This is a genomic window from Acidisoma sibiricum, assembly GCF_057837225.1.
On the sequence record NZ_CM174445.1, the window covers coordinates 307,853 to 329,928 of the forward strand.

Genomic DNA, 22,076 nt, shown 5'->3' on the forward strand with positions numbered 1-22,076 from the left:
CAAGGCCCCTGGTGCCGACCCTGTGATCATCGTTGAGGATCAGGGCTGGCGCCGGTTCGTGCCGCGGCTGGAGGAGCGGGTTCTCCGCTCCATCCGGGTCGCTCAGAATACCGTCCCCGACGTGGTGGTGGACACCGTCGTGCTGACTGACGACCGCACGGTTCGCCAGCTCAATGCCCGGCATCGGGGCCGCAACAAGCCAACCAATGTGCTGACCTTTGAGCCTGCGGGCGACGGTGTCGGCGGCGAGCTTGTGCTCGCTCTGGGCGTGGTGCGCCGCGAAGCGGCGGCCGAGCGCAAGACGGCGGCCCAGCATCTGGCCCATCTTCTGGTTCATGGTGTGCTGCATCTGGACGGTGAGGATCACCATCATCCCGGCGACGCGCGTCGCATGGAAATGGCGGAAAGCCGTATCCTGAGCCGCCTGCAAGTGCCCAATCCCTGGAGGGCGGCACGGTGAGCAGCCATACCGACACCTCTTTCTTCAGCCGCATCCTGTCGATATTGGGGCGTCGCAGCAGTGAGCAAACGCTGCGCCAATCAATCGCCGAACTGGTCGAAGAGGCGGGGTCCAATCCCCAGCATCCGGGGGACGAGCAGCCTGAGCTTGACCGCCAGGAACGCTCGCTGATCAGCAATATCCTGCGTCTGCGGGGCACCATCGCCAATGACGTCATGGTGCCGCGTGCCGATATCGTGGCGCTGCGGGTCGATCTGACGCTGGACGAGACCTTGCAGCGGCTGCGCGAAGAGCAGCATTCGCGGCTACCGATCTATCGCAGCGAACTCGATGACATCGTCGGCATGGTCCATATCAAGGATGTCTTCGCCTATATCGGCCGGCCAGAAGAATTCTCGATCGAAAAGCTGGTACGCAAGCCACTGATGGTCGCACCGCAGGCGCCGGTGCTCGACCTGCTGGTCCAGATGCGTCAGGCTCGCGTTCATATGGCGCTGGTCATCGACGAATATGGCGGGGTCGATGGGCTGATCACGATCGAGGACCTTGTGGAGACGATCGTCGGCGATATCGATGACGAGCATGACGATATCGAGGCGCCGCTGATGACGGAGCGCCCCGACGGCACGCTGGATATCGCGGCACGCCTGCCGATCGAGGATTTCGAGGAAAAGGTCGGACCGGTGCTGACACCGGAGGAGCGCGCCTCTTCCATCGATACGGTGGGCGGGCTGATCTTCACCCTTGCCGGCCGCGTACCGGCGGAGAACGAGATCATCACCCATCCGAGTTCCGGCGCAGAGTTCCAGGTACTCGACGCCGATGCGCGGCATATCCATACGGTGCGTGTCAGACCACCCGCGCCCAAAAACGAGACGGAAGGCGCCGCCGCCGCGGCGTAACCCCCCAAGATGCGCCTGAGTGATCTGCGGGCGCATCTACGCCCAGGGGCTGGCCTCGCGATCGGCATGGTCGTGATCTCGTCCCTGCTCTATTCCCTGGGCTACGCCTTCACCAAGCAGCTCATCCAGACCTGGCATTTCGATGCCATGCAGCTTTTCGTGCTGCGGTCCGTGCTCGTTATGGCGGGGCTGGCCGCCCTGCCGCTGTTCGGGCGGCGACCGCTGTCCCTCGCCCGCATCCTGGCGCCGCCGCACGCCTGGACCCAGCGCGCCGCTGCGGCGGCGCTGGTCTGCTCGGCCCTACTCGCCATGATCGGCTATGGCTATCTGCCGGTGACGACGGCAACAGCCTTCAGCTTCACCGCCCCCCTATTGGTCACGGCGATGGCCGCGATCTTTCTGGGCGAGCGCGTGCCGCTGATCCGCTGGTGCGCGGTCGCCCTCGGCTTCGCGGGGGTTATCGTGATCGTCCATCCGGGCGGGGCTGATCATCACGAGGCCGGTCATATGATCGGCGTGGCCGCCGCCTTCGGCTCGGCTGTTTTCTATGCCGTGCAACAAATGCTAATCCGCCGCGCCCGCGATCATCTGACCACGACCGACGTCATCACCCAGGCAGCGCTGGTCGGGCTTATCCTGCTCGGCGGCTTCATGCCATTCGTTTGGAAATCGGTGCCGGTCTCGGCCTTTACGCTCATTCTGCTGGCGACACTCACGCAGACGGGCGGGCTGCTCAGCATGGCGGCCGCGATCCGCATGGGGCAGATCTCCCAGCTCGCCCCCTGGCAATATGGCGGCATGGTCTGGGCAATCCTCCTCGACCTGTTCATGTTCGGCCATGTGCCTGGCCTTGTGGCGCTGACCGGGGCCGTCATGATCGTGGCCGGCGGGCTGCTCTCGCAGTTTCGCCTGCCTGGTTTCGTCCGCCTCACCCGCGCCCGCAGCTAACCCCTCTCCTCACCCCCGATTCTGGGTTAGGGTGACCTTTCGCGGAGGATGAAGCGCCGATGAATTCGATTTTCGTGCAAATCAAATGCGAACTGGGCCAAGCCTATAAGGTAGCGGCACAGCTGGCGGATGAGTTCGAGAACGCCTCCCAGATCTATTCGACCTCGGGGAATTTCGACCTTCTGGTCCAATTCCGCCTGGAGGACGGAGCCGATCCAGGGCTTTTCGTCACTGAAAGCCTGCAGCGGGTGCCGGGGATCAAGGACACCTATACCATCATGGTCTTCGATGCCTTCACCCCCGGGGTAGGCTAAGCGGTCAGGCCGCGCCGGCGATCATACCGTGCGGGTCGATCACATATTTCCGCGCAGCACCGGCATCGAAAGCCTCATAGCCCTGGGGTGCATCCTCCAGACCGATGACCGTCGCATTGACGATCTCAGCGATATTCACCCGGTCATAGAGGATCGCCTGCATCAGCATGCGGTTGTAGCGCAGCACCGGCGTCTGCCCGGTATGCAGGCTGTGCGCTTTCGACCAAGCCTTGCCGAAGCGGAGTGAGAGGCTGCCTTCCTTGGCCGCCGCATCCACCGCGCCCGGATCGGCGGTCACATACAGGCCCGGAATGCCAATGCTGCCAGCGGCGCGCGTGATATCCATCATCTGGTTCAGCACAACCGCCGGCTGCTCGCCCCCGGAATGGCCGCGCGCCTCAAACCCCACAGCATCGATCGCCGAATCGACCTCCGGCACGCCCACGACATCGGCGATCATCTCCCCCAGCCGGTCATGCCTGGAAAGGTCGATCGGCTCGAAGCCCATCTTTTTGGCATGCGCCAGACGCTCGGGGTTGAAATCGCCGATCATGGTCACCGCGGCACCCAGCAGGCGCGCGCCGGCCGCGGCCGCAAGACCGACCGGGCCGGCACCCGCGACATAAACGGTCGAACCGACGCCCACCTTGGCACTGACGGCACCATGAAAGCCGGTCGGGAAAATATCGGTCAGCATGGTGAGGTCGCGGATCTTCGCCATCGCGCGCGCCTTGTCGGGGAACTTCATCAGGTTGAAGTCGGCATAGGGCACCATGACATAGCGCGCCTGGCCGCCGATCCAGCCGCCCATATCGACATAGCCGTAAGCCCCGCCGGGACGGCCGTCATTCACGGTCAGGCAGACGCCGGTATCACCGCCGCGGCAGGTGCGGCAGCGGCCGCAGGCGACGTTGAAGGGGACGGAGACCAGATCGCCTTTGCCGACCATCTCCACATCGCGCCCGGTCTCAATGATCTCACCCGTGATTTCATGGCCGAGAACGAGACCAGCCGGGGCCGTCGTACGCCCGCGCACCATATGCTGGTCAGAGCCGCAGATATTGGTCGCGACGATCTTCAGAATCGCCGCATGTTCGATGCGCCGTCCGTCGGGCGCTTCCAGCTTGGGGTCGGGGATGTCCTGCACTTCGACATGCTTGGGACCGAGATAGACGACGCCACGATTGCCGCTCATGGATGTTCTTCCCTTTCGGCCAATCTTCTCGTCCGGGCAATGTGCCCGGCGGGATGGCCTGGCCGCCAGGGTCGCGCGAACGGACGTCCTCTTCAATGACCTCTGCGACATGCGAGCAGCAGATACCGGCCACATTTTCGCGTGCGGGGTTGCCGCACTCCCAGCTTGGTGCGAATTTGCGCGAGACCGATCCCATAAGAATTTACGAGGACAGAGATGGCAAAAATCCCGGTGAAGACCCCCGTCGTAGAACTCGACGGCGACGAGATGACCCGAATCATCTGGGGCTTCATCAAGGAGAAGCTCATCCTCCCCTATCTCGATATCGACCTGAAATATTATGACCTTGGGATCGAATATCGCGATCAGACGGATGACCAGGTCACGGTCGATGCCGCCAATGCCATCAAGCAGTACGGCGTCGGCGTGAAATGCGCGACCATCACCCCGGATGAGGCGCGCGTCGCCGAATTCGGCCTCAAAAAGATGTGGCGCAGCCCGAACGGCACCATCCGCAACATCCTGGACGGCACGATCTTCCGCGAGCCGATCATCTGCAAGAACGTCCCCCGCCTGGTGCCGCATTGGAATGAGCCGATCGTCGTCGGCCGCCACGCCTATGGTGATATCTATCGCGCGGCGGAAACCAAGATCCCCGGCCCCGGCCGCGTGACGCTGAACTATGTGCCGGCCGACGGCTCCGCGCCGCTGGAACTCGAAGTCCATGACTTCAAGGGTCCGGGCGTGGCGCTTGCCATCCACAACACCCTGGCCTCCATCCAGGGCTTTGCCCGTGCCAGCTTCAACTACGGCCTGGCCCGCAAATACCCGGTCTATCTGTCCACGAAGAACACGATCCTGAAAGCCTATGACGGCATGTTCAAGGACACCTTCCAGGAGATTTTCGACGCCGAGTTCAAGGCCGAGTTCGACAAGCTGGGCCTGACCTATGAGCACCGGCTGATCGACGACATGGTGGCCTCCGCGCTGAAGTGGAACGGCGGCTATGTCTGGGCCTGCAAGAACTATGACGGTGACGTCCAAAGCGACATCGTCGCCCAGGGCTTCGGCTCCCTCGGCCTGATGACCTCCGTGCTGCTCGATCCTTCCGGCTCGGTGGTGGAGAGCGAGGCCGCCCATGGCACGGTGACGCGCCATTACCGCGAGCATCAGAAGGGGCGCCCGACCAGCACCAACCCCATCGCCAGCGTCTTCGCCTGGACGCGCGGGCTGATCTATCGCGGCCGCTTCGACAATACGCCCGACGTCACGGCCTTCGCCGAGACGCTGGAGCGCGTCTGCGTCGAGACCGTGGAATCTGGCTTCATGACGAAGGATCTCGCAGTCCTGATCGCGCGCGACCAGCCCTTCCTCACCACCCAGGATTTCCTGGCGAAGATCGACGACAATCTGAAGCTCGCGATGGCGAAGGCGTAAGCTGGCCGCGCCTAAGCCGGCCGCGCCTAAGCCAGCCCTCGTAATCGGCTCCGCCTCACCTCATCTGACTCCCGCGGGCCTTTCGCCTGCGGGAGCATGATAGGATGGCGCGCCGGAAAAACGCCTTGGCCGGACTAGCCGGCCTCAGCCTCGCCTGGAACGTCCCGCAGGTGATGGCACTGCGTCTCGCCAAGATCGCCCGTGGCGGCAAGCGAGGCCAGGCCGAGTCTCAACTCATGGTTTCGGAAAAGATCGCCGCTGGCCTGCAGGCGCAGGCGATCATGATGCGGTCGATGCTGACCGGCTCGCCCGACAAGGGCAGCGGCGCTGTGACCCGCCTTTACGCCCGCAAAGTGGCCGCGAATAAGCGCCGGCTCGGCAAGGGCTGAGCCGCCGGGCGCAAATGTCACCGCACCGTCACGGGTAACGCCTCCTGCCGCACCGGCGCCTCTCCCACTTCTCGAATAACGGGAAAGGGAGACAACCATGGCCAGACATGCACGTCACAGCGGCAAACAAGCGGTGAAGGATGGTAGCGGCCCGACGGAGACCACGCCGGGGCCGGACCAGAACGCCCCGAGCTTCGCGCAGCCGCAGCCGGGCCCCGATCCCACTGAGTTCGTCATCCACCACCCGACGGATAACGCTGCCTACGCCCGCATCGATGCGCTCAACAAAGAGCACCGGCTGCGGCCGATGGCCTTTCCCGCGCCCCGCGGTGGCACGGAACCGCAGCTGACACTCGCCGAGATCTATGGCCCCAGCGGCAAGGCTGCGGAAGCCATGATCACCAAAGCCGGGAAACTCGTCTTCCATGCGGTCGGCGACACCGGCAGCACGCGCGGGCCGGAAAGCCAGAGCGAAGTCGCGGACAAGATGGTGAGCGATTTCAACGAAATTGATAGCGCGGACCTGCCGAAATTCTTTCTGCACCTGGGCGACGTTATCTACAATTTCGGCGAGGCCGAATATTACTACGACCAGTTTTACGACCCCTACCGTGCCTATCCGGCGCCGATCATCGCGCTGGCCGGCAATCACGACGGTATGGTGGCACCCGGATCGGGGGCGGCTAGCCTGGCCGCCTTTCTCGACAATTTCTGCGCCGAACAATTTCATCGCACCAGCGAGTCCGGCGGCCTTTCGCGCACGGCGCAAATTCAGCCGGGCGTCTTCTACACATTCGAGGCACCGTTCCTGCGCTGCCTCGTGCTCTATTCAAACACCCTCGAAGATCCGGGCGTGATCTCCTCTGAAGACGGTTCCTGGCCAGAGATCGGGGACAGCCAACTCGCCTATCTTGAAGCGGCGCTGCAGCGAGCCCACGACGAAAACTTCACGGGCGCACTCATCATCGCGCATCACCACCCCGCCTATACCGCCGGTGCCATCCATGGCTGGAGCATCGCGATGCGAGAACAGGTGGATGCGATCTGTGAGAAGGTTGGCATCTGGCCGCATGCCGTGCTCTCCGGGCATGCCCATAACTACCAGCGCTTCACCCGCATCCACGGCGCGTTGCAAATTCCCTATATAATCGCCGGCAATGGCGGCCATGCTATCGCCAAGCTGTCGCGCAAGGGCCAGCTCGCGCTGCGCGCGCCCTTTGCTTTGGAGATGCCAAAGGGCGACCCGGACAGCGTAACGCTCGAGAGCTACGACGACCAGGATTACGGCTATCTGCGGGTCGTCGTGACGGCGGAGCAGCTGCGCATTGAATACCATCCGGCCAGCGACGGTGAGATGGCGAAGACCCCGGACGACACCGTCGTCGTTGACCTTGCGACGCACAAGATCGTTCCACTCGTGGGCTGATATAAAAAGCCCGCACCGTTTCCGGTGCGGGCTTTTTATTGCCTTGGGCGCGAAGACTACTCCTCGTGCCAGGTGCGGCCGTCGCGCTCCAGCAGGGCGACGGAGGCCGAAGGGCCCCAGGTGCCGGCGCGATAGGGTTTCGGGAATTCGCCCGAAGACATCCAGGCATCCATGATCGGATCGACCCAGCGCCAGGCCGCTTCCACCTCGTCACCGCGCATGAACAGGGTCTGATTGCCGCGCACCACGTCCATGATCAGCCGCTCATAAGCGTCCGGGCTGCGCACCGCGAAAGCCTTGGCGAAAGTCATGTCCAGCGGCACGTGCTGCAGGCGCATGCCACCCGGACCCGGGTCTTTGATCATGAGCCACAGCTTCACGCCCTCATCCGGCTGCACGCGGATGACGAGGCGGTTGGCCTTGAGCTGGCCGGCCGACTCCTCGAAGACCGTATGCGGAATGGGACGGAACTGGACGACGATCTCGGACACGCGGGACGGCAGGCGCTTGCCGGTGCGCAGATAGAAGGGCACGCCTGCCCAGCGCCAGTTGCCAACCTCTGCCTTCACGGCGACGAAGGTCTCCGTCATGCTGGTCGGGTGGCCAAGCTCTTCCAGATAGCCGCGCACCGGACCCTGCACGGAAGCACCGGCTGTATACTGGCCGCGCACCGTGTTCTGCGCGACCTGCGACGGCTTCATCGGCTCCAGCGAATTCAGCACCTTCAGCTTCTCGTCCCGCACGCGGTCGGCGTCCAGCGAGGTCGGCACTTCCATCGCCGTCAGGCAGAGGAGCTGCAGGATATGATTCTGGATCATGTCGCGCATGGCGCCGGCCGTATCGTAATAGCCGGCCCGGCTCTCAAGTCCGACTTCCTCGGCCACCGTGATCTGGACGTGATCGATGTAGCGGGAATTCCACACCGGCTCGAAGAGCGAATTGGCGAAGCGCAGAGCCATGAGGTTCTGCACCGTCTCTTTTCCGAGATAGTGATCGATGCGGTAGATGCTCGATTCCGGGAAGATCTTGCCGACCGAGGCGTTCAGCGCCTGGGCGGATTCCAAATCCTTTCCGAGCGGCTTCTCGATCACCACGCGGCTTTTCTCGGTGATCAGGCCGTGGGCGTTGATCTGCTCGGAAATGGGTCCGAAAATGTCAGGCGCGGTCGAGAGATAGAAAACCCGGATGCGCTCGGAATGCTCTTTCAGGCGCTTGGCGAGGTCGCCCCAGCCGTCTGAACCGGTCGCGTCCATTGAGACATAGCCGACGCGGGCCACGAAGCGCTCCAGCACCTCTGGATCGATATCGGCCTTGGGCACGAAGCTCTCGATGGCGTCACGCGCCACTTTTTGGAACTCTTCGTCCGAAACCTTACGGCGCGAGGTGCCGATGATGCGGGCGTCGGCCGGCAGCTGTCCGTCACGGTCGCGCTGGTAGAGGGCAGGGAGAAGCTTGCGGCGCGAGAGGTCTCCCGAACCGCCGAAGATGACGAAATCAAAAGGATCGACGGCGATGATGCGTGCGACCATACGAAAGGGCTCCTTTTCAGGCGAGGCGCTAGCATACGCGAGCACGCTGAATTGGCTAGAACCTGGCCTTCGCATTTGCACCATAAGCGTTGTGCGCTTGACGGCGCGCCGGACCTGTCGTCCACCGGCATGATGACCGCGCCATCAACCCTGCCGCAGACCGAAGCCGTGAGCCCCCGCTACTGGGCGCTGGACCTGTGGGACAGCGCGACGGCACTGGAAGCCTTATGGGAAGGACAGATGGCCGCGATCGCGGCCCTTCGCCCGGCCCTGCCCGCCTTGGCCGCCGCGGCCGATGCCGCCGCCGCACGCTTATCGGGTGGTCAGGGACGGCTGATCTATGCCGGCGCCGGGACCTCAGGGCGGTTGGCGGCGCTTGACGCCGCCGAGCTGCCGCCGACCTTCGACTGGCCCCATGACCGCACCCATCTTGTCATTGCCGGCGGCACGGACAGCCTGCTGCGGGCGGCCGAAGGGGCGGAGGATCGCGCGGATGTTGCGCGTGCCGAGGTGGATGCGGCCCAGGCCAGTCCCACGGATGTCCTGATCGCGCTAGCCGCGAGCGGCACCACCCCATTCGCCATCGCGGCCGTGGAAGCGGCGCGGGCGCGCGGCGCGCTGACCATCGCCATCGCCAACAGCCCCGGTGCCCCGCTGCTGGCAGCGGCCGAGCATCCTGTGCTCATCGCGACCGGCCCGGAAGCCATAGCCGGCTCCACCCGCATGAAGGCCGGCACCGCCCAGAAGGCGGCGCTCACCCTGCTCTCCACCCAGATCATGGTACGGCTGGGACGCATTCACGAGGGGCGGATGGTGGAGATGCGGCCCACCAATGCAAAGCTTATGGCCCGCGCCGAGCGTATGGTGGCAGAGTTGACGGGTTGCTCGGCGGAGGAAGCGGCGGATCGGCTGCAGGCGGCGCAAGGCCGGATCAAAACGGCCGTGCTGATGAGTTTGCGGGACATTGACGCCCGCCAGGCCGAAGCCCTGCTTTCCCGCCATGCCGGCATTCTCCGACTCGCGTTAGCTCAGACGAAAGAAACTCCCGTATAGCGACATCACCTGCAAACCCTGCTCCGCTGACGGGGCAGCCATGCCAAGGAACCGATGATGACCGAAATTCAAGCGGCCGCGGATGTCCGCATCGAGCATGATGCACTGGGCGATGTGCCCGTGCCCAACAACCGGCTGTGGGGCGCACAAACTGAGCGCTCGATCCACAATTTCCCGATCGGCCGGGATACGTTCAAATGGACGCGGCCTGTCATCCGGGCCTTCGGCATTCTGAAAAAGTCGGCGGCCCTGGCCAATGGCGAGCTGGGCGAGCTGCCGCCCGAGAAGGTCGCCCTGATCGTTCAGGCCGCCGATGAAGTGATCGCGGGCAAGTGGGACGATGAGTTTCCCCTGGTCGTCTTCCAGACCGGCTCCGGCACGCAGAGCAACATGAATGCGAATGAGGTGATCGCGAACCGCGCCATTCAGATCGCGGGCGGCGTGCTCGGCTCCAAGAAGCCGATCAATCCCAATGACGACGTCAATCGCGGCCAGTCCTCAAACGATACCTTCCCCACGGCGATGTATATCGCGTCCGTAGAGGTCATCGCGGGTAAGCTGCTGCCCGCGATTACGGTTCTGCGCGATACGCTCGATTCAAAGTCGAAAGAGTTCGCGCATGTCATCATGATCGGCCGCACCCATCTGCAGGATGCGACGCCGATCACCCTCGGCCAGGCGATCAGCGGCTGGGTGGCGCAGCTGGATGAAGCGGCCCGCGCCATCCGCGAAGGCCTGCCCTGGCTGATGGAACTTGCGATCGGCGGCACGGCGGTCGGCACCGGCCTGAACGCTCATCCCAAATTCGGCGCAACCGCCGCCCGCCATATTGCCGAAGTGACGGGCCATCCCTTCGTCTCCGCCCCGAACAAGTTCGCCGCCCTATCGGCGCACGACGCCATGGCGCATGCCAGCGGCACCTTGCGCACGCTGGCCGGCGCCCTGCTGAAGATCGCGAATGACGTCCGCTGGCACGCTTCAGGCCCCCGCGCCGGCCTCGCCGAAATCCATATCCCGGAGAACGAACCCGGCTCCTCCATCATGCCTGGCAAGATCAATCCGACGCAGTGCGAATCAATGACGATGGTCGCCGTGCAGGTTTACGGCAATGATGCCGCCGTCGCCTTCGCGGCCAGCCAAGGCAACTTCCAGCTCAATGTCTATAAGCCGGTGATGCTGCATAACCTGCTTGAATCGGCGACGATCATGAGCGAGAGCATGCTCGCCTTCGAGGAGCATTGCGCGCGCGGCATCGAGCCGAATTACGAGCGGCTGAAGCATAATCTGGAAAGCTCGCTGATGCTGGTGACGGCGCTCAACCGCCATATCGGCTATGAAAAGTCGGCGCAGATCGCGCTCAAGGCGCATCGCGAGAATTCGAGCCTGAAGGAATCGGCACTCGCTCTCGGCTTCCTGACGGAAGAGCAGTTCGACGCCTGGGTAAAGCCGGAAGACATGCTCGGGCCGACCGCTGCTCAATAAGCGACCCTGACGACAAACGTGAAAGGCCGCTCCAGCTTTATGGAGCGGCCTTTTTCATGCGGGTCGAGGCGAGCGTCAGTTGTGCAGGCTATTGTAATCCACCCAGCCTTTGACGACACCGTTCGGCGTCTGCATCTGCATCTGGAATGACGGTGCGCGCATGCCATCCGTCTGAATTCCAACCAAACCTGCCCGAGCGGTGCTATCGACGACGGTGCAATCGCCCGGATTGCTGACGGAAAAGCTTTCGAGCGCGTCTTCGGAACCGCAAACCGGCGTCGCGCCTTGCAGGAAGATGGGCTTCGCCAGATCCAGGCTATGGCGGCCGACGGATATGACCTGACCATTGATAAAATACGCTGCGCTGCCGGCAGGTGGCGGCGTCTCTCCCGAGAGGATCGCCGTGATGGCGAGGCCGCAAATCACAAAAAGCAGAATGCCGAAGGTGGACTTACGCGCGAACGAACTCTCCGCCCGAGGTTGACCCCGTGGTGCGCCTTGGAATTCGATGTCGGGGTCACCTTTCACAATCGGTCACTCACAGCCCTACGTTACGTTGGCGTAGCGCATGGAGCACCCGGCACTCAACGTCTAAATCTGGGCTCAAAACCTAATCGATTGTGAGCTTATCACCATTTCAAGGTGCTGACTGAGCCGCAAATGGGGCAGCCGTCTCGCACCGACTGATGCGAAACGCCGCCGTCAGGCATGTGTCCGATATGCGAGGGGTGGCTCAAAAGCCTGTGTCAAAGCTTGTAGGCCTTCTTCGCAAGGTTATAAGCGAGGTCCTGCGCCACCGCCTGCGCCTCGTCTTCGTCAAGTCTGTGTTCCGCGACAAGGGTTGCGAGATAGGCACAATCCACGCGGCGCGCCATGTCGTGCCGCGCCGGAATCGACAGATAGGCCCGCGTATCGTCGTTGAAGCCGACAGTATTGGCGAAGCCCGCGGTCTCGGTCGTCAATTCACGAAAGCGCTTCATCCCGTCCGGGCTGTCGAAGAACCACCACGGCGGCCCGAGCCGAAGGCAGGGGTAATGGCCTGCCAGCGGGGCGAGTTCCCGCCCATAACTTGTTTCATCAAGCGTGAACAAAATAAGCGTCAAATTGGGATTATTGCCGACCGCATCGAGCAAAGGCTTGAGCGCGCGCACATAGTCGGTGGGGGATGGGATATCGGCCCCCATATCCGGTCCGAACTGGCGGAAGATAAGCGGATTATGATTGCGGAACGAGCCTGGATGCAGCTGCATGACCAGCCCGTCATCGATGCTCATGCGCGCCATCTCGGTCAGCATCTGCGCGCGAAACGCCTCCGCTTCGGCCGCTGTCGCCGCGCCGCGCAGCACGATTTTGAACAGCGCCTCTGCCTCCGCCGGCGCCAGATCAGCCGTCTGCGCCGTCGGATGACCATGATCAGTGGATGTTGCACCGAGGGATTTGAAGAATTCCCGGCGCAGGCGATGCGCCGTCAGATAGCCCTGCCAGGTCAAAGCCTGGCCGGTGATGGAAGCGAGCTGACGGAGGTTTTCAACGAACCCCTCACGCTCGGGATCGACCGTAAAATCCGGCCGATAGGCGGGCAGCACCCGCCCCTTCCATCCTGATGCGCGCAAGCCAGCATGATGGGCCAGATCGCTCAAGGGACTGTCGGTTGTGGAAATCGCCTCGATATTGAAGCGCGTGTAGAGCGCACGCGGGCGGAATTCGTCGCGGCTGAGATGGTCCGCGATGATGTCATACAGCCGGTCAGCATTCTCTGGTTTCAGCCGCTCGGTAATGCCGAAGAGGTCTTCCAGCGATTGCTCGAACCAGAGCCGCGTCGGCGTGCCACGAAACAGGTGGAAATGCTGAGCGAAAATGCGCCAGATTTTGCGCCCGTCCGTCTCCACCAGCCCACCATCGCGGCGGAGAATGCCGAGGTCTTCCAGTGCCACGCCCTGAGAATACAGCATGCGGAAGATGTAGTGATCGGGCTTGACGAAGAGGGTCGCTGGATCAGGGAACAGGGCATCCTCGCCATACCAGCGGGGATCTGTATGCCCGTGCGGCGACAGGATCGGCAGCGAGGCGACCTCATGGTAAAGCCGCCGCGCGATGGAGCGGGCGGCAGGGTCGCTCGGAAACAGCCTATCTGGATGTAATGCCACCTGAACCTCTTCTCCGGGTCTACCCATTTTTGAGGGTTGCCTTTGCGGCGCATCTTTTTCAAACGACAGACTGGAATTGATATATTAGTATGTCAAGCGACCTTAATACGGACCGGACCCCGCACCCCGTCATGGACCAGCCGATGGCCAGCCCGCCCCGCCTGCCGCGCATCACCTCAGCCGTTGCCATCTACCGCCATTTACATGCGGCAATCCTCAGCAACAGCCTGCCCCCTGGAACCGCCTTGCAAGACAAGTTGCTCTGTGCCGAATTCCATGTGAGCCGCACGCCGGTGCGAGAGGCGCTGATCAGACTGGCTGAAGACGGACTGGTCGATATCTTTCCGCAATCGGGCACCTTTGTCTCCCGCATCAAGGCGGCGGCTATCCCCGAGGCGTTGGACATTCGCCAGGCCCTGGAAGCTCTGGCGGTTGGGCGTGCCGCAATCCTGGCCGAGCCGGCCAATATTGCATGCCTCGACCAAATTCTCGCGCGGCAGGCATCCCTCGCCCAGGCCGGCGACACGGCATCCTTCCATGACGCCGACGAACTGTTTCACGAGACGATCGGAGCGATCGCTGACCGGCCAGGGATCTGGACCATCGTCAAGCAGGTGAAGGTGCAGATTGACCGGACGCGACGCCTTACCCTTCCGGTACCGGGCCGCATGATCCAGGTCGTGGCGGAGCATCGTCAGGTGCGGGACGCAATCGCCGCTGCCGATGCGGCCAGCGCCCAAACCGCCATGGCACGGCACCTCAATGTCGTGATTCCCGATCTTGCGCGCCTGCGCGGTCAGTATCCTGCGTATTTCACGTGACAATCCTTTGCTGAACCGGCGAACAGCCCTTTCCGCGCTGGCGATGACGGCGGTTGGCTGGGGCTCGGCACGGGCCGCGGGCGGGACAATCATCCCGCTATGGCCGGGCGTGCCACCGGGTGGCGGCGGCCCTGGAAGCCCCGAGCATGTGTCGGCGGCCGGCGCTGTCAGCCGCATCGGGACGCCGCATCTGCGCGTCTACCGCCCCGCGCGCGCCAACGGCGCGGCCGTGCTGATCGCGGGCGGTGGTGGCTACAAGCGCATCGAAATGGGCCGCGAGGCGGCACCCGCGGCGCATTGGCTGACAGCCCGCGGCATTACCGCCTTTGCTCTTCTCTACCGTCTGCCCAATGAGGGCTGGTCTGCCGGCCCCGCGGCCCCCCTGCAGGACGCGGAGCGCGCCATAAGACTGATCCGGGCCGAACGCGCACGTTCGGGCTGGCAAACCAGCAAGGTCGGTGTCCTTGGCTTCTCAGCGGGTGGCCATGTGATGGGCCTGGCGGCGACGCGGTTCGCACGACCGTCCTACGCGCCTGTCGACGCCACCGACCGGTTGTCAGCCCGGCCGGACAATGCCGCCCTGATCTATCCGGTCATTACGCTTGAACCGCCCTATGACGACACCGCAACACGGCGCAGTCTGATCGGGTCAGACCCGAGTGCGGCCACCAGCGCCGCGTGGTCCGTGCAGACCGGCATTGCCAAAGGCTGCCCGCCCTTCTTTCTCGTGCAGGCGGAAGACGATTCAGTCTCCGATCCGGCCAATACACGCATTATGGCGCAGGCCTGCGCAGAGGCGGACGTGCCGGTGGAACTGCATAGGCTGGCCAAGGGCGGCCACGGCTTCGGCATGGGACGACCGGGCACGGATGCCGCGCTCTGGCCCGGCTGGTATGAGGCCTGGCTGAGACGCCAGTTCATACTGGACTGACGCCTTGCGCGCCCGAGCGGATCGGACGCGCAAGGCCGTGGGCGTCGGATTAGGCGCCTTCGTGGTCGGTCTTGGCTTCCGTCGCATCTGCCTCAGGAGCGGCTTCAGCTTCAGAACCGGCCTCCGTCTCGGGCGCGACTTCAGATTCGGCCTCAACCTCGACTGGCGCCTCGACCACCGGCTTCTCCGGCGGCGCCTCTTTGGCGCGGTCACGGGCAGCGGAGAGATAGTCAAACACGAGCGGATCGTGGCCCTCGAAGATGAGATGGTATTCGGCACCCACGGCGGCGCGCGATGCCTCATCGATTCTGCCAAGCTTGTGAATAACCCATCCCGTGCCGCGATCGACGACGGTGGGCGGCAGTTTTACGATGCGGCTCGGCGGGCGCTTTTCGTCACGACCACGGCCAGCACCGCCCGGACGGCCTTTGCCGCCTTTGCGCTCACGGTGGTTCATGTCGAACTGGGCTGGGGCTGCTGCCTTACCCTTGGGTGTCCCTGGTTCTTTAGCCACAACAGTCTCCTAATTCAGGCCGAGGCGGTGGTTTAGAGAAATTCGCAGACGGCGGATATAGAATAGAGCGAGAGGGCCAAAGCACAGGCCCCGGTTACGGGCAGAACGGATCGTCCTCACGCGGCCAATAGCGCGGAGAGCGGCGGGTATAGGGGATCTGGCCGAAATCCTGGGACAGCGCACCCGGCGAGGAGGCGTAGAGCACGTCGCCCGCGATCGGCGCGAAGCCGGCGTGGAAATGCTGGTTCGATTTCACGACCAGGATGCGCTGTGTTGCAGGGTCAAGCCCCAGCGTCACCATCGCCTCGGGATGAAAGCTCTGGGTGCGCAGGCTGCATAGAATGACGTTGAGGCCATGCGATTGCACCCACGCGCAATCGCCCAAGGAGACCGGCGCATCGCCGAAGCGTTGCATGACCTCGCTTGCCAGGCCCATGACCTCGACATGCAGATCGACGGGCATGCCCGAACTTACCCCGCATTTTCCGCCGATGCGAAGATCCAAGGCTGCACCCAGGCCCGCCTCCTGACAGAAGCGCACGGCCATCGGGTCCCATAGATAGCCGATGGTGATCCGCTCGATATGGCGATCGAGCGCCGCCCGCAGGAAGAAAGTGGCGTCACCCGGCGCGCCGCCGCCGGGATTGTCGGCGACATCGGCAATGACGATGGGCTGGCCCGGCCTGTCTTCTGCCAGTTCCAGGGCAACTTCCAGGGCGGCATCAATGGTCAGGCAGTTCGGCTGAATTTCTTTGCGCAGCGCAAAGAAGGCCTCGCCAAAATGGCGCGCCGCTGCCGTCGCCTTATCGGGATCGCCATCGGCGATGGCCAGCATCTTGACGCCCACATCCGGCACATCGGCCCAGGGAAAGCCGTGCGCCAAAGAAAGGGACAGGATGCCATCGCGCGCTTCATACCGCGCCAGATGATCGACGAAGTCGCGCATCGGCTGCGCGGTTGGGCGAAACATCCCGATCATGCGGCAGTCGAAGACGGCCATCACAGGCCTGGTGCGCCCGGCAACCGCATCAGCCATGAGGGTAAACAGGTCCTCGGCGCGGGCCGGAATATCGGTATGCGGATATTCCTTATAGGTCAGCAGCACCGTCGCGGCGTCCAGCATCGCATCCGTCAGATGGCAATGCAGATCAAGCTCCACGCCGATCGGCACGTCGGGTCCCACAATCGCCCGGGCACGCGACAGCAAGTCGCCCTCGCAATCCTCATAGCCATCGGCGACCATGGCACCATGCAAGGCGAGCAAGACCAGATCGGGCTTCGTTGCGGCTAGGTCGCGCAGGATTTCGTCGCGAAATCCCTCGAAAACGGGCCGGGTGGTGACACCACCCGGCTCGGCATAGGCGCACAGGCTTTCGCTGACCTCCCAGCCCAAAGCCTCCGCCCGGCGCCGCCAGACATAAAGCTGCGCCGAGCAGTAGTTTTCCGGCAAGCGCGTGGCATTGCCGTGAGCGACGAAACCGTCCTCAAATGCCTGCCGGCCGGTCGGCAGCGGGGCGAAGGTGTTCGTTTCAGTGTCCAGGGCCGCGATGAAAACTTTCATGCAGCCTGGATAGCCCGCCCTCAGCGACCGTAGAAGACCGTGAAGCTCGCCTTTTCGATGGTCGCGAAATGCAGGTAGTAGCCGACCTGCGCGCCCGGACTATCGCTGTTCAGCGGCAGGCTCTCTTCCTTCAGCGCATGCAGGGTGACGATATAGCGGTGCGGCTTGTCACCCTCGGGCGGGCAAGGGCCGCCATAGCCGGGCGCACCGAAATCAGTTCGCCCCTCGACAGCGCCTGCCGGCAGGCCGGAATGGCCCGGATGGCTGGCGCCTTCGGCAATGCTGGTCACATCGGCCGGGATATTGATGACCGTCCAATGCCACCAGCCGCTGCCGGTCGGCGCATCGGGATCATAGATGGTGACGGCAAAGCTTTTGGTGCCCTCGGGCGCGCCGGACCAATGCAATTCGGGCGAGACGTTCTGGCCGGTGCAGCCGAAACCGCCAAAGACATGCTTGGCCGTGACCGTGGCACCGTCCGCGAAACTGCTGCTCGAAAAAGAGAGCGTCATGACAGGGCTTCCTTGAATTGAAACGAGCGATGATGTCACGCGGCGGTCAGCGGCGCGTCAAGGCCCGGCAACACCGCCTGGCCGCTCGCCTCGGTCTTTTCATGATCCAGCAGCCAGGCTTTGCGCGGCAGCCCGCCGCCATAGCCGGTGAGAGCCGAAGACGCGCCGATCACCCGGTGACACGGCACCACGATCGCGATGGGATTGGCGCCATTCGCCGCACCCACGGCGCGAGAGGCGTTGGGGCGGCCAATCATGGCCGAGAGCTTCCCGTAACCCATGGTCTGGCCAGGCGGAATCTGGCGTAGTGCGGTCCAGACCTCACGCTGAAATTCTGTGCCCCCCGTCGCCGTGGTGATCGCGTCGATCGCCCGAAAATCGCCCGCAAAATAGCGATCCAACGGATCGCGCAAGGCGCGCGGCGCGGGCTGACGCTGCAGCGCGGGGGCACCATAATGCAGCGCCAGCAGCCGCCGCATGCGGACTTCATAGTCATGGAAATCGAGCGCGCGCAGCACATCGCCGTCAAAAACCAGCAGGATTTCCCCGACCGGAGAGGGGATGCGATCAAGCGACAAGAGCATCGTGAAGCCCTCCCTCATCTGTCTTGGTGGTCGTTCTCGCGGGCGGGACTGAACCCAGCGCCTGAAGCCAAAGGTGAAGAGCGGCATAAGCCCGCCAGGGTCGCCAGCTTGCGGATCGCGCCTCAAGCGCCTTGGCCGTGAGACCCAGCACCCGCTGCAAACCGACATCCTGAGCCGGGAAGGCATCGGGCTCGCGCAAGGCAAACAGCGCGATGCAATGCGCCGTCCATGGCCCGATGCCGGCGACCGCCGTCAGCCGCGCGATGGCCGTGGCCAGATCGCCACCCGGCGCCAGCAGATCGGGACTATCCGCCTCGGCGCGGGCCAGGTTGATAATCGCGGCAGCCCTGGCCCGCGGCATATTGAGGTCGAGGCTCACGCGGTCGGCGACCTCCACCAGGCGTTCGGGCGTCGGAAACAATCCGGTCAGGCCGGGAATGCCGGTTTCGACCGGCGTGCCGTAGCGCGTCACCAGGGCAGCCGCGAGCCGCCGGCCTGACGCGACACTCACCTGCTGACCCAGGATGATGCGCACCGCGCATTCAAAGCCGTTCCAGGCGCCGGGCACGCGCATGCCGGGCCGAGCTGCAATCCACGGACCGAGGGCCGGATCGGCCGCCAGATGCGCGTCGATCTGCGTGGTATCGGCCGCCAGATCAAAAAGCCCGCGCAGCCGCGCCACGATCTCTGGCAGGTAGGCAAGCTTCGGAAAATCGATCTGTGCCGTCAGGCAATCGGCGCCGCTGGGTGACACGACAACCGTGCCGTGATGGCCACCCAGCGTGATCAGCCGCGCGTAGCTTTGCGGCGTCACCGCTTCCACACCGGGAATGGCATGGGCGCCGAGGGCGGTGATGACGCCGTCCCAGTCATAGGGCGGACGGAAGGGCAAGGTGATCGTGAAACCCGGGCCGCCATCATTCTTCAGGGAGCGGCGGCGCATCTGGCTCGGCGGCTGGGCATAGAGCGTGCGGAAAACATGGTTGAAGCGGCGCAGGCTGCCGAAGCCGGATGCGAGCGCCACATCCGTCAGCGGCAGACTGGTCTCCACCACCAATTGCCGGGCCAGCAGATGGCGTCTGGTCTCCGCCACCTGTTTCGGACTGGCCCCGAGATGGGCCGTGAACAGCCGGCGGAGTTGCCGCTCCCCCACGCTGAGCCGGGCCGAGAGACTGGGCCCATCGGTCGCATAGCCCAGCGCGATCAGGGCCATGGCGCGTTCGACCAGCGGATTGGCGACAACTGTGCCGGGCGCGCGCTCCGGCCGGCAGCGAAGGCAGGAACGGTAGCCCGCCACTTCCGCTGCCGCCGCCGTCGGGTAGAAGGTAACGTTTTCGGCCTTGGGTGTCTGGGCCGGGCAGACGGGACGGCAATAGATGCCGGTCGTGCGCACGGCGGTGAAAAAGCGGCCGTCAAAACGGGAATCGCGGGTCGTCAGCGCCCGGTAGCAAATGACGGGATCGAGCCTGGCGAGAGCGACGGGACCGGGTGTGAACATGGGCAGGTTATGCCATGCCCTGCCCTCTGCCGCTCGCCGTTTTCGGACATGACCGTAAAAGGCTGGGCCGCGGTCAAGCGGCCGATTGTCCCGGCAAGTGCCGCGTGACGCGCATCACGACGACACCAGCAGTCAGCAGCAGCACGATCCCACCCGTAGCAAAAACGCCTGCCACGCCGCTGAAGCCGAATACCAAACCGCCCAAGGCTGCACCGGCTGCTATGGCAATCTGAATGGCAGCGACGAGAAGGCCGCCAGCACTCTCGGTTTCGTCGGGGGCGGCCCGTGCCGTCCAGGTTGACCAGCCGACCGGCATGGCCCCGAAGGCCAGACCCCAGACAGCCACGAACAGCGCATGCACCGGCAGCCCGACATGCAAGGCGGCAAGACCTAAACCGACCGCGCCGATCATCAGCGGCGGCAGGGTCAGTGTCAGGCGCAGGCTGCGCTCCAGCACAAAGCCGGCGAGGAAGGTTCCGACGAAATTCGCCACGCCGAACCCAAGCAGCATGAGCGCGATGCCATTGGTGCCAACGCCGGCCATGCTTTCCAGAAAGGGACGGACATAGGTGAAGAGCGCGAAGTGCCCGGCAAAGACCAGCACGCAGCACAGCACGCCAAGCCCCATGCCCGGAAGCTGCAGCACCTCGACCAGCGTCCACAGTCGCGCGGCGTGGTTGGAGACTAGGCGGGGTAGGAAGGCCATCTGGCACAGCAAGGTCACCACGCCGATGACGGTCCCCAACAGGAAGACGCTGCGCCACCCGTAAAGTCCGCCCAGATAGCTGCCGAGCGGCACGGCCACGATGGTCGCGACCGATACCCCGCTGAACAGAATGGACAATGCACGCGGCACCATGGGTGTCGGCACCAGCCTGATTGCGACAGCCGTTGCCATGCTCCAGAATCCGCCCAGGCCAATGCCAAGCAACACACGCCCCAGCAACAGCCACGCGAAGTTCGGTGCCGCCGCCACCAGCAGGTTTGATGCGATCAGCAGAATCGAAAATCCCATCAGAACCAGGCGGCGGTCCAGGCCACGGGTGACGACGGCAGCCAGAAGTGCCGCGATGAGAGCCACAACCGCAGTCGCCGTCACCGCCTGCCCCGCCAGCGCTTCCGATATATGTAGACCCCGGGCCATGGGCGTCAGCAGGCTTGCAGGCAGAAACTCGGCCGTCACCAGGCTGAACACGCCCAAAGTCAGGGAGAAGACCGCAGGCCAGGATGCCCTCTCCGGCACCTCTGCCGTCCAGCTCCGTTCCAGGATATCGCTCATCGCATCGTCCTCAATCCACTCAGTTGCCGTAGGATAGCCTGGGCAACTCAGACGATCTATGATAGAAAATCCGTAATATTTGATCGTAAGTCCTGACATGGCCGAAACCAGCGTGACACGTCCCTCGCCGGACCTGATGAGCGAACTGCTCCTCGGCATGCGTCTGCGCGGGGTTCAGTATCGCCGGATTGAGGTAACCCCCCCTTTTGGGGTCAGCTTCGGCGACGCCGTGCCACGCGCGCATCTGCATGTCGTGGTGGCCGGCACCGTGTTCCTGCGCGATGCAACCGGCGCAGTCTCCAGCCTGCCCGCGGGCACCGCCGTCTTCCTGCCGCATGGCGGCATGCACCAGCTGCTGTCGGACATCGATCTACCCTGCCGCGACATCACCAGCTTCGCGAACGAGCCGGTTTGCGATGCGCTGTCGGACATCAAGGATTGCGCCGGCAAGCCGGGCTGTCCTGACAATACCATCATCTTCAGCAGCTGCATGGAATTCGATCTGGGTGGCATGCAGCGTTTGGTGCGGCTGATGCCGGAAGTCATGATCGTCGGCACGCTGTCCGAGCGGCACCCCGAGGTCATGCCGATCCTGAAAGCCATGGAGAGTGAGGTCTGCGGGCGGCGGGTGGGCTTCGCCGGCATTCTGGCGCGGCTGGCCGATGTCCTCTCCGCCATCATCGTGCGCGGCTGGGTTGAATGCGGTTGCGATGGTGCCGCGGGCCTGGTCGATGCCTTGCGCGATCCGCGGCTTGCGGGAGCCATCGCGGCGCTGCATCGCGACCCTGGCCGGAGTTGGACGGTCGCGGATCTGGCGGCCGAAACCGGCAGTTCCCGCTCGGTCTTTGCCGAGCGCTTTCATGCTGTCACCGGTGTGACGCCGCTGCGCTACACGGCGGAGCTGCGCATGCGTCTCGCCACGCAATGGATGGGAAGCGAGCAGATGCCGATCGATGCCGTGGCGCATCGCCTGGGCTACGCGTCGCAGGCAGCCTTCAGCCGGGCCTTCAAACGCGTAACGGGGCATCCGCCCGGCAGCGCCCGGCTATCGCAGGCCATGCAGAATGCCCCTGCGGATTTTCCTGCGGCCTAGA

At 64.0% G+C, this 22,076-nt stretch carries 22 protein-coding genes; 12 read left to right on the top strand and 10 right to left on the bottom strand.

The genetic code is table 11. The features are described from left to right. Window positions 1-22 precede the first annotated feature (22 nt). Genes ybeY through AC3G7M_RS01475 form a run of 4 tightly spaced genes read left to right on the top strand, consistent with a single transcriptional unit; the run spans window position 23 to window position 2,624 of the window. Window positions 23-460, top strand: coding sequence for an rRNA maturation RNase YbeY (gene ybeY, locus AC3G7M_RS01460; RefSeq protein WP_489213971.1), 438 nt, complete (start codon window positions 23-25; stop codon window positions 458-460). Next, window positions 457-1,362, top strand: coding sequence for a hemolysin family protein (locus AC3G7M_RS01465; protein WP_489213972.1), 906 nt, complete (start codon window positions 457-459; stop codon window positions 1,360-1,362). The genes ybeY and AC3G7M_RS01465 overlap by 4 nt, the downstream gene beginning before the upstream one ends. Window positions 1,363-1,371: 9 nt before the next feature. Continuing rightward, window positions 1,372-2,310 (top strand): DMT family transporter, encoded by a 939-nt coding sequence (locus tag AC3G7M_RS01470; RefSeq protein ID WP_489213973.1) that lies wholly within the window; start codon window positions 1,372-1,374, stop codon window positions 2,308-2,310. A gap of 59 nt (window positions 2,311-2,369) precedes the next feature. Then, window positions 2,370-2,624: an Lrp/AsnC ligand binding domain-containing protein gene (locus AC3G7M_RS01475; RefSeq protein WP_489213974.1), complete on the top strand. Its 255-nt coding sequence runs from the start codon at window positions 2,370-2,372 to the stop codon at window positions 2,622-2,624. A gap of 4 nt (window positions 2,625-2,628) precedes the next feature. Here AC3G7M_RS01475 and fdhA read toward each other — a convergent pair whose 3' ends face one another. Further along, complete coding sequence (fdhA, locus tag AC3G7M_RS01480; RefSeq protein WP_489213975.1) at window positions 2,629-3,819, bottom strand: formaldehyde dehydrogenase, glutathione-independent; 1,191 nt, start codon at window positions 3,817-3,819, stop codon at window positions 2,629-2,631. A 216-nt stretch (window positions 3,820-4,035) separates the two neighbouring features. On the opposite strand from fdhA, the gene AC3G7M_RS01485 reads away from it, so the two are divergent. The 3 genes from AC3G7M_RS01485 (at window position 4,036) to AC3G7M_RS01495 (ending at window position 7,071) form a co-directional block, all read left to right on the top strand. After that, entirely contained in the window at window positions 4,036-5,256 is a 1,221-nt protein-coding gene (locus AC3G7M_RS01485; RefSeq protein WP_489213976.1) for an NADP-dependent isocitrate dehydrogenase, read from the top strand. Between the two features lie 104 nt (window positions 5,257-5,360). After that, entirely contained in the window at window positions 5,361-5,645 is a 285-nt protein-coding gene (locus AC3G7M_RS01490) for a hypothetical protein (protein WP_489213977.1), read from the top strand. A 97-nt stretch (window positions 5,646-5,742) separates the two neighbouring features. Next, a complete protein-coding gene (locus AC3G7M_RS01495; RefSeq protein WP_489213978.1) occupies window positions 5,743-7,071 on the top strand; it encodes a metallophosphoesterase family protein in 1,329 nt (442 codons plus the stop codon). Window positions 7,072-7,127: 56 nt separating this feature from the next. Here AC3G7M_RS01495 and zwf read toward each other — a convergent pair whose 3' ends face one another. Next, the gene (gene zwf, locus AC3G7M_RS01500) at window positions 7,128-8,600 is read right to left on the bottom strand and encodes a glucose-6-phosphate dehydrogenase (RefSeq protein ID WP_489213979.1); all 1,473 of its coding nucleotides are present in this window, start codon (window positions 8,598-8,600) and stop codon (window positions 7,128-7,130) included. Between the two features lie 132 nt (window positions 8,601-8,732). On the opposite strand from zwf, the gene AC3G7M_RS01505 reads away from it, so the two are divergent. Together AC3G7M_RS01505 and fumC are read left to right on the top strand one after the other, a co-directional pair. Next, a complete protein-coding gene (locus AC3G7M_RS01505; RefSeq protein WP_489215913.1) occupies window positions 8,733-9,653 on the top strand; it encodes an N-acetylmuramic acid 6-phosphate etherase in 921 nt (306 codons plus the stop codon). A 54-nt stretch (window positions 9,654-9,707) separates the two neighbouring features. Further along, a complete protein-coding gene (fumC, locus tag AC3G7M_RS01510; protein ID WP_489213980.1) occupies window positions 9,708-11,135 on the top strand; it encodes a class II fumarate hydratase in 1,428 nt (475 codons plus the stop codon). A 75-nt stretch (window positions 11,136-11,210) separates the two neighbouring features. Here fumC and AC3G7M_RS01515 read toward each other — a convergent pair whose 3' ends face one another. Together AC3G7M_RS01515 and uxaC are read right to left on the bottom strand one after the other, a co-directional pair. Further along, window positions 11,211-11,663, bottom strand: a complete 453-nt coding sequence (locus AC3G7M_RS01515; RefSeq protein WP_489213981.1) for a hypothetical protein — start codon at window positions 11,661-11,663, stop codon at window positions 11,211-11,213. 218 nt (window positions 11,664-11,881) lie between these two features. After that, window positions 11,882-13,282 carry a glucuronate isomerase gene (uxaC, locus tag AC3G7M_RS01520; RefSeq protein WP_489213982.1) on the bottom strand — a complete coding sequence of 467 codons (1,401 nt, stop codon included), beginning with the start codon at window positions 13,280-13,282 and terminating at the stop codon, window positions 11,882-11,884. A gap of 143 nt (window positions 13,283-13,425) precedes the next feature. Here uxaC and AC3G7M_RS01525 point away from each other — a divergent pair, with 143 nt between their 5' ends. Continuing rightward, a complete protein-coding gene (locus AC3G7M_RS01525) occupies window positions 13,426-14,103 on the top strand; it encodes a GntR family transcriptional regulator (protein WP_489213983.1) in 678 nt (225 codons plus the stop codon). Then, window positions 14,063-15,034 (top strand): alpha/beta hydrolase, encoded by a 972-nt coding sequence (locus tag AC3G7M_RS01530; RefSeq protein ID WP_489213984.1) that lies wholly within the window; start codon window positions 14,063-14,065, stop codon window positions 15,032-15,034. Before AC3G7M_RS01525 ends, AC3G7M_RS01530 begins: the two co-directional genes overlap by 41 nt. A gap of 49 nt (window positions 15,035-15,083) precedes the next feature. Here AC3G7M_RS01530 and AC3G7M_RS01535 read toward each other — a convergent pair whose 3' ends face one another. From AC3G7M_RS01535 to AC3G7M_RS01560, 6 genes are all read right to left on the bottom strand, one after another. Continuing rightward, the gene (locus AC3G7M_RS01535; protein ID WP_489213985.1) at window positions 15,084-15,548 is read right to left on the bottom strand and encodes a hypothetical protein; all 465 of its coding nucleotides are present in this window, start codon (window positions 15,546-15,548) and stop codon (window positions 15,084-15,086) included. A 94-nt stretch (window positions 15,549-15,642) separates the two neighbouring features. After that, window positions 15,643-17,109 carry a M81 family metallopeptidase gene (locus tag AC3G7M_RS01540; protein ID WP_489213986.1) on the bottom strand — a complete coding sequence of 489 codons (1,467 nt, stop codon included), beginning with the start codon at window positions 17,107-17,109 and terminating at the stop codon, window positions 15,643-15,645. Window positions 17,110-17,129: 20 nt separating this feature from the next. Continuing rightward, the gene (locus AC3G7M_RS01545) at window positions 17,130-17,621 is read right to left on the bottom strand and encodes a YbhB/YbcL family Raf kinase inhibitor-like protein (RefSeq protein WP_489213987.1); all 492 of its coding nucleotides are present in this window, start codon (window positions 17,619-17,621) and stop codon (window positions 17,130-17,132) included. A 35-nt stretch (window positions 17,622-17,656) separates the two neighbouring features. Next, window positions 17,657-18,205 carry a methylated-DNA--[protein]-cysteine S-methyltransferase gene (locus tag AC3G7M_RS01550; RefSeq protein ID WP_489213988.1) on the bottom strand — a complete coding sequence of 183 codons (549 nt, stop codon included), beginning with the start codon at window positions 18,203-18,205 and terminating at the stop codon, window positions 17,657-17,659. Continuing rightward, the gene (locus tag AC3G7M_RS01555) at window positions 18,189-19,703 is read right to left on the bottom strand and encodes an AlkA N-terminal domain-containing protein (RefSeq protein WP_489213989.1); all 1,515 of its coding nucleotides are present in this window, start codon (window positions 19,701-19,703) and stop codon (window positions 18,189-18,191) included. Before AC3G7M_RS01555 ends, AC3G7M_RS01550 begins: the two co-directional genes overlap by 17 nt. Window positions 19,704-19,776: 73 nt before the next feature. Then, complete coding sequence (locus AC3G7M_RS01560) at window positions 19,777-20,982, bottom strand: MFS transporter (protein WP_489213990.1); 1,206 nt, start codon at window positions 20,980-20,982, stop codon at window positions 19,777-19,779. 97 nt (window positions 20,983-21,079) lie between these two features. On the opposite strand from AC3G7M_RS01560, the gene AC3G7M_RS01565 reads away from it, so the two are divergent. Beyond that, complete coding sequence (locus AC3G7M_RS01565; protein WP_489213991.1) at window positions 21,080-22,075, top strand: AraC family transcriptional regulator; 996 nt, start codon at window positions 21,080-21,082, stop codon at window positions 22,073-22,075. Window position 22,076: the final 1 nt, after the last annotated feature.

Coding starts and splice junctions, on each gene's coding strand:
- AC3G7M_RS01565 (WP_489213991.1), top strand. CDS start 21,080: ATGGCCGAAACCAGCGTGACACGTCCCTCGCCGGACCTGATGAGCGAA.
- AC3G7M_RS01470 (WP_489213973.1), top strand. CDS start 1,372: ATGCGCCTGAGTGATCTGCGGGCGCATCTACGCCCAGGGGCTGGCCTC.
- AC3G7M_RS01485 (WP_489213976.1), top strand. CDS start 4,036: ATGGCAAAAATCCCGGTGAAGACCCCCGTCGTAGAACTCGACGGCGAC.
- AC3G7M_RS01475 (WP_489213974.1), top strand. CDS start 2,370: ATGAATTCGATTTTCGTGCAAATCAAATGCGAACTGGGCCAAGCCTAT.
- AC3G7M_RS01545 (WP_489213987.1), bottom strand. CDS start 17,621: ATGACGCTCTCTTTTTCGAGCAGCAGTTTCGCGGACGGTGCCACGGTC.
- AC3G7M_RS01550 (WP_489213988.1), bottom strand. CDS start 18,205: ATGCTCTTGTCGCTTGATCGCATCCCCTCTCCGGTCGGGGAAATCCTG.
- zwf (WP_489213979.1), bottom strand. CDS start 8,600: ATGGTCGCACGCATCATCGCCGTCGATCCTTTTGATTTCGTCATCTTC.
- AC3G7M_RS01525 (WP_489213983.1), top strand. CDS start 13,426: ATGGCCAGCCCGCCCCGCCTGCCGCGCATCACCTCAGCCGTTGCCATC.
- AC3G7M_RS01555 (WP_489213989.1), bottom strand. CDS start 19,703: ATGTTCACACCCGGTCCCGTCGCTCTCGCCAGGCTCGATCCCGTCATT.
- AC3G7M_RS01490 (WP_489213977.1), top strand. CDS start 5,361: ATGGCGCGCCGGAAAAACGCCTTGGCCGGACTAGCCGGCCTCAGCCTC.
- fdhA (WP_489213975.1), bottom strand. CDS start 3,819: ATGAGCGGCAATCGTGGCGTCGTCTATCTCGGTCCCAAGCATGTCGAA.
- fumC (WP_489213980.1), top strand. CDS start 9,708: ATGATGACCGAAATTCAAGCGGCCGCGGATGTCCGCATCGAGCATGAT.
- AC3G7M_RS01495 (WP_489213978.1), top strand. CDS start 5,743: ATGGCCAGACATGCACGTCACAGCGGCAAACAAGCGGTGAAGGATGGT.
- AC3G7M_RS01540 (WP_489213986.1), bottom strand. CDS start 17,109: ATGAAAGTTTTCATCGCGGCCCTGGACACTGAAACGAACACCTTCGCC.
- AC3G7M_RS01505 (WP_489215913.1), top strand. CDS start 8,733: ATGACCGCGCCATCAACCCTGCCGCAGACCGAAGCCGTGAGCCCCCGC.
- AC3G7M_RS01560 (WP_489213990.1), bottom strand. CDS start 20,982: ATGAGCGATATCCTGGAACGGAGCTGGACGGCAGAGGTGCCGGAGAGG.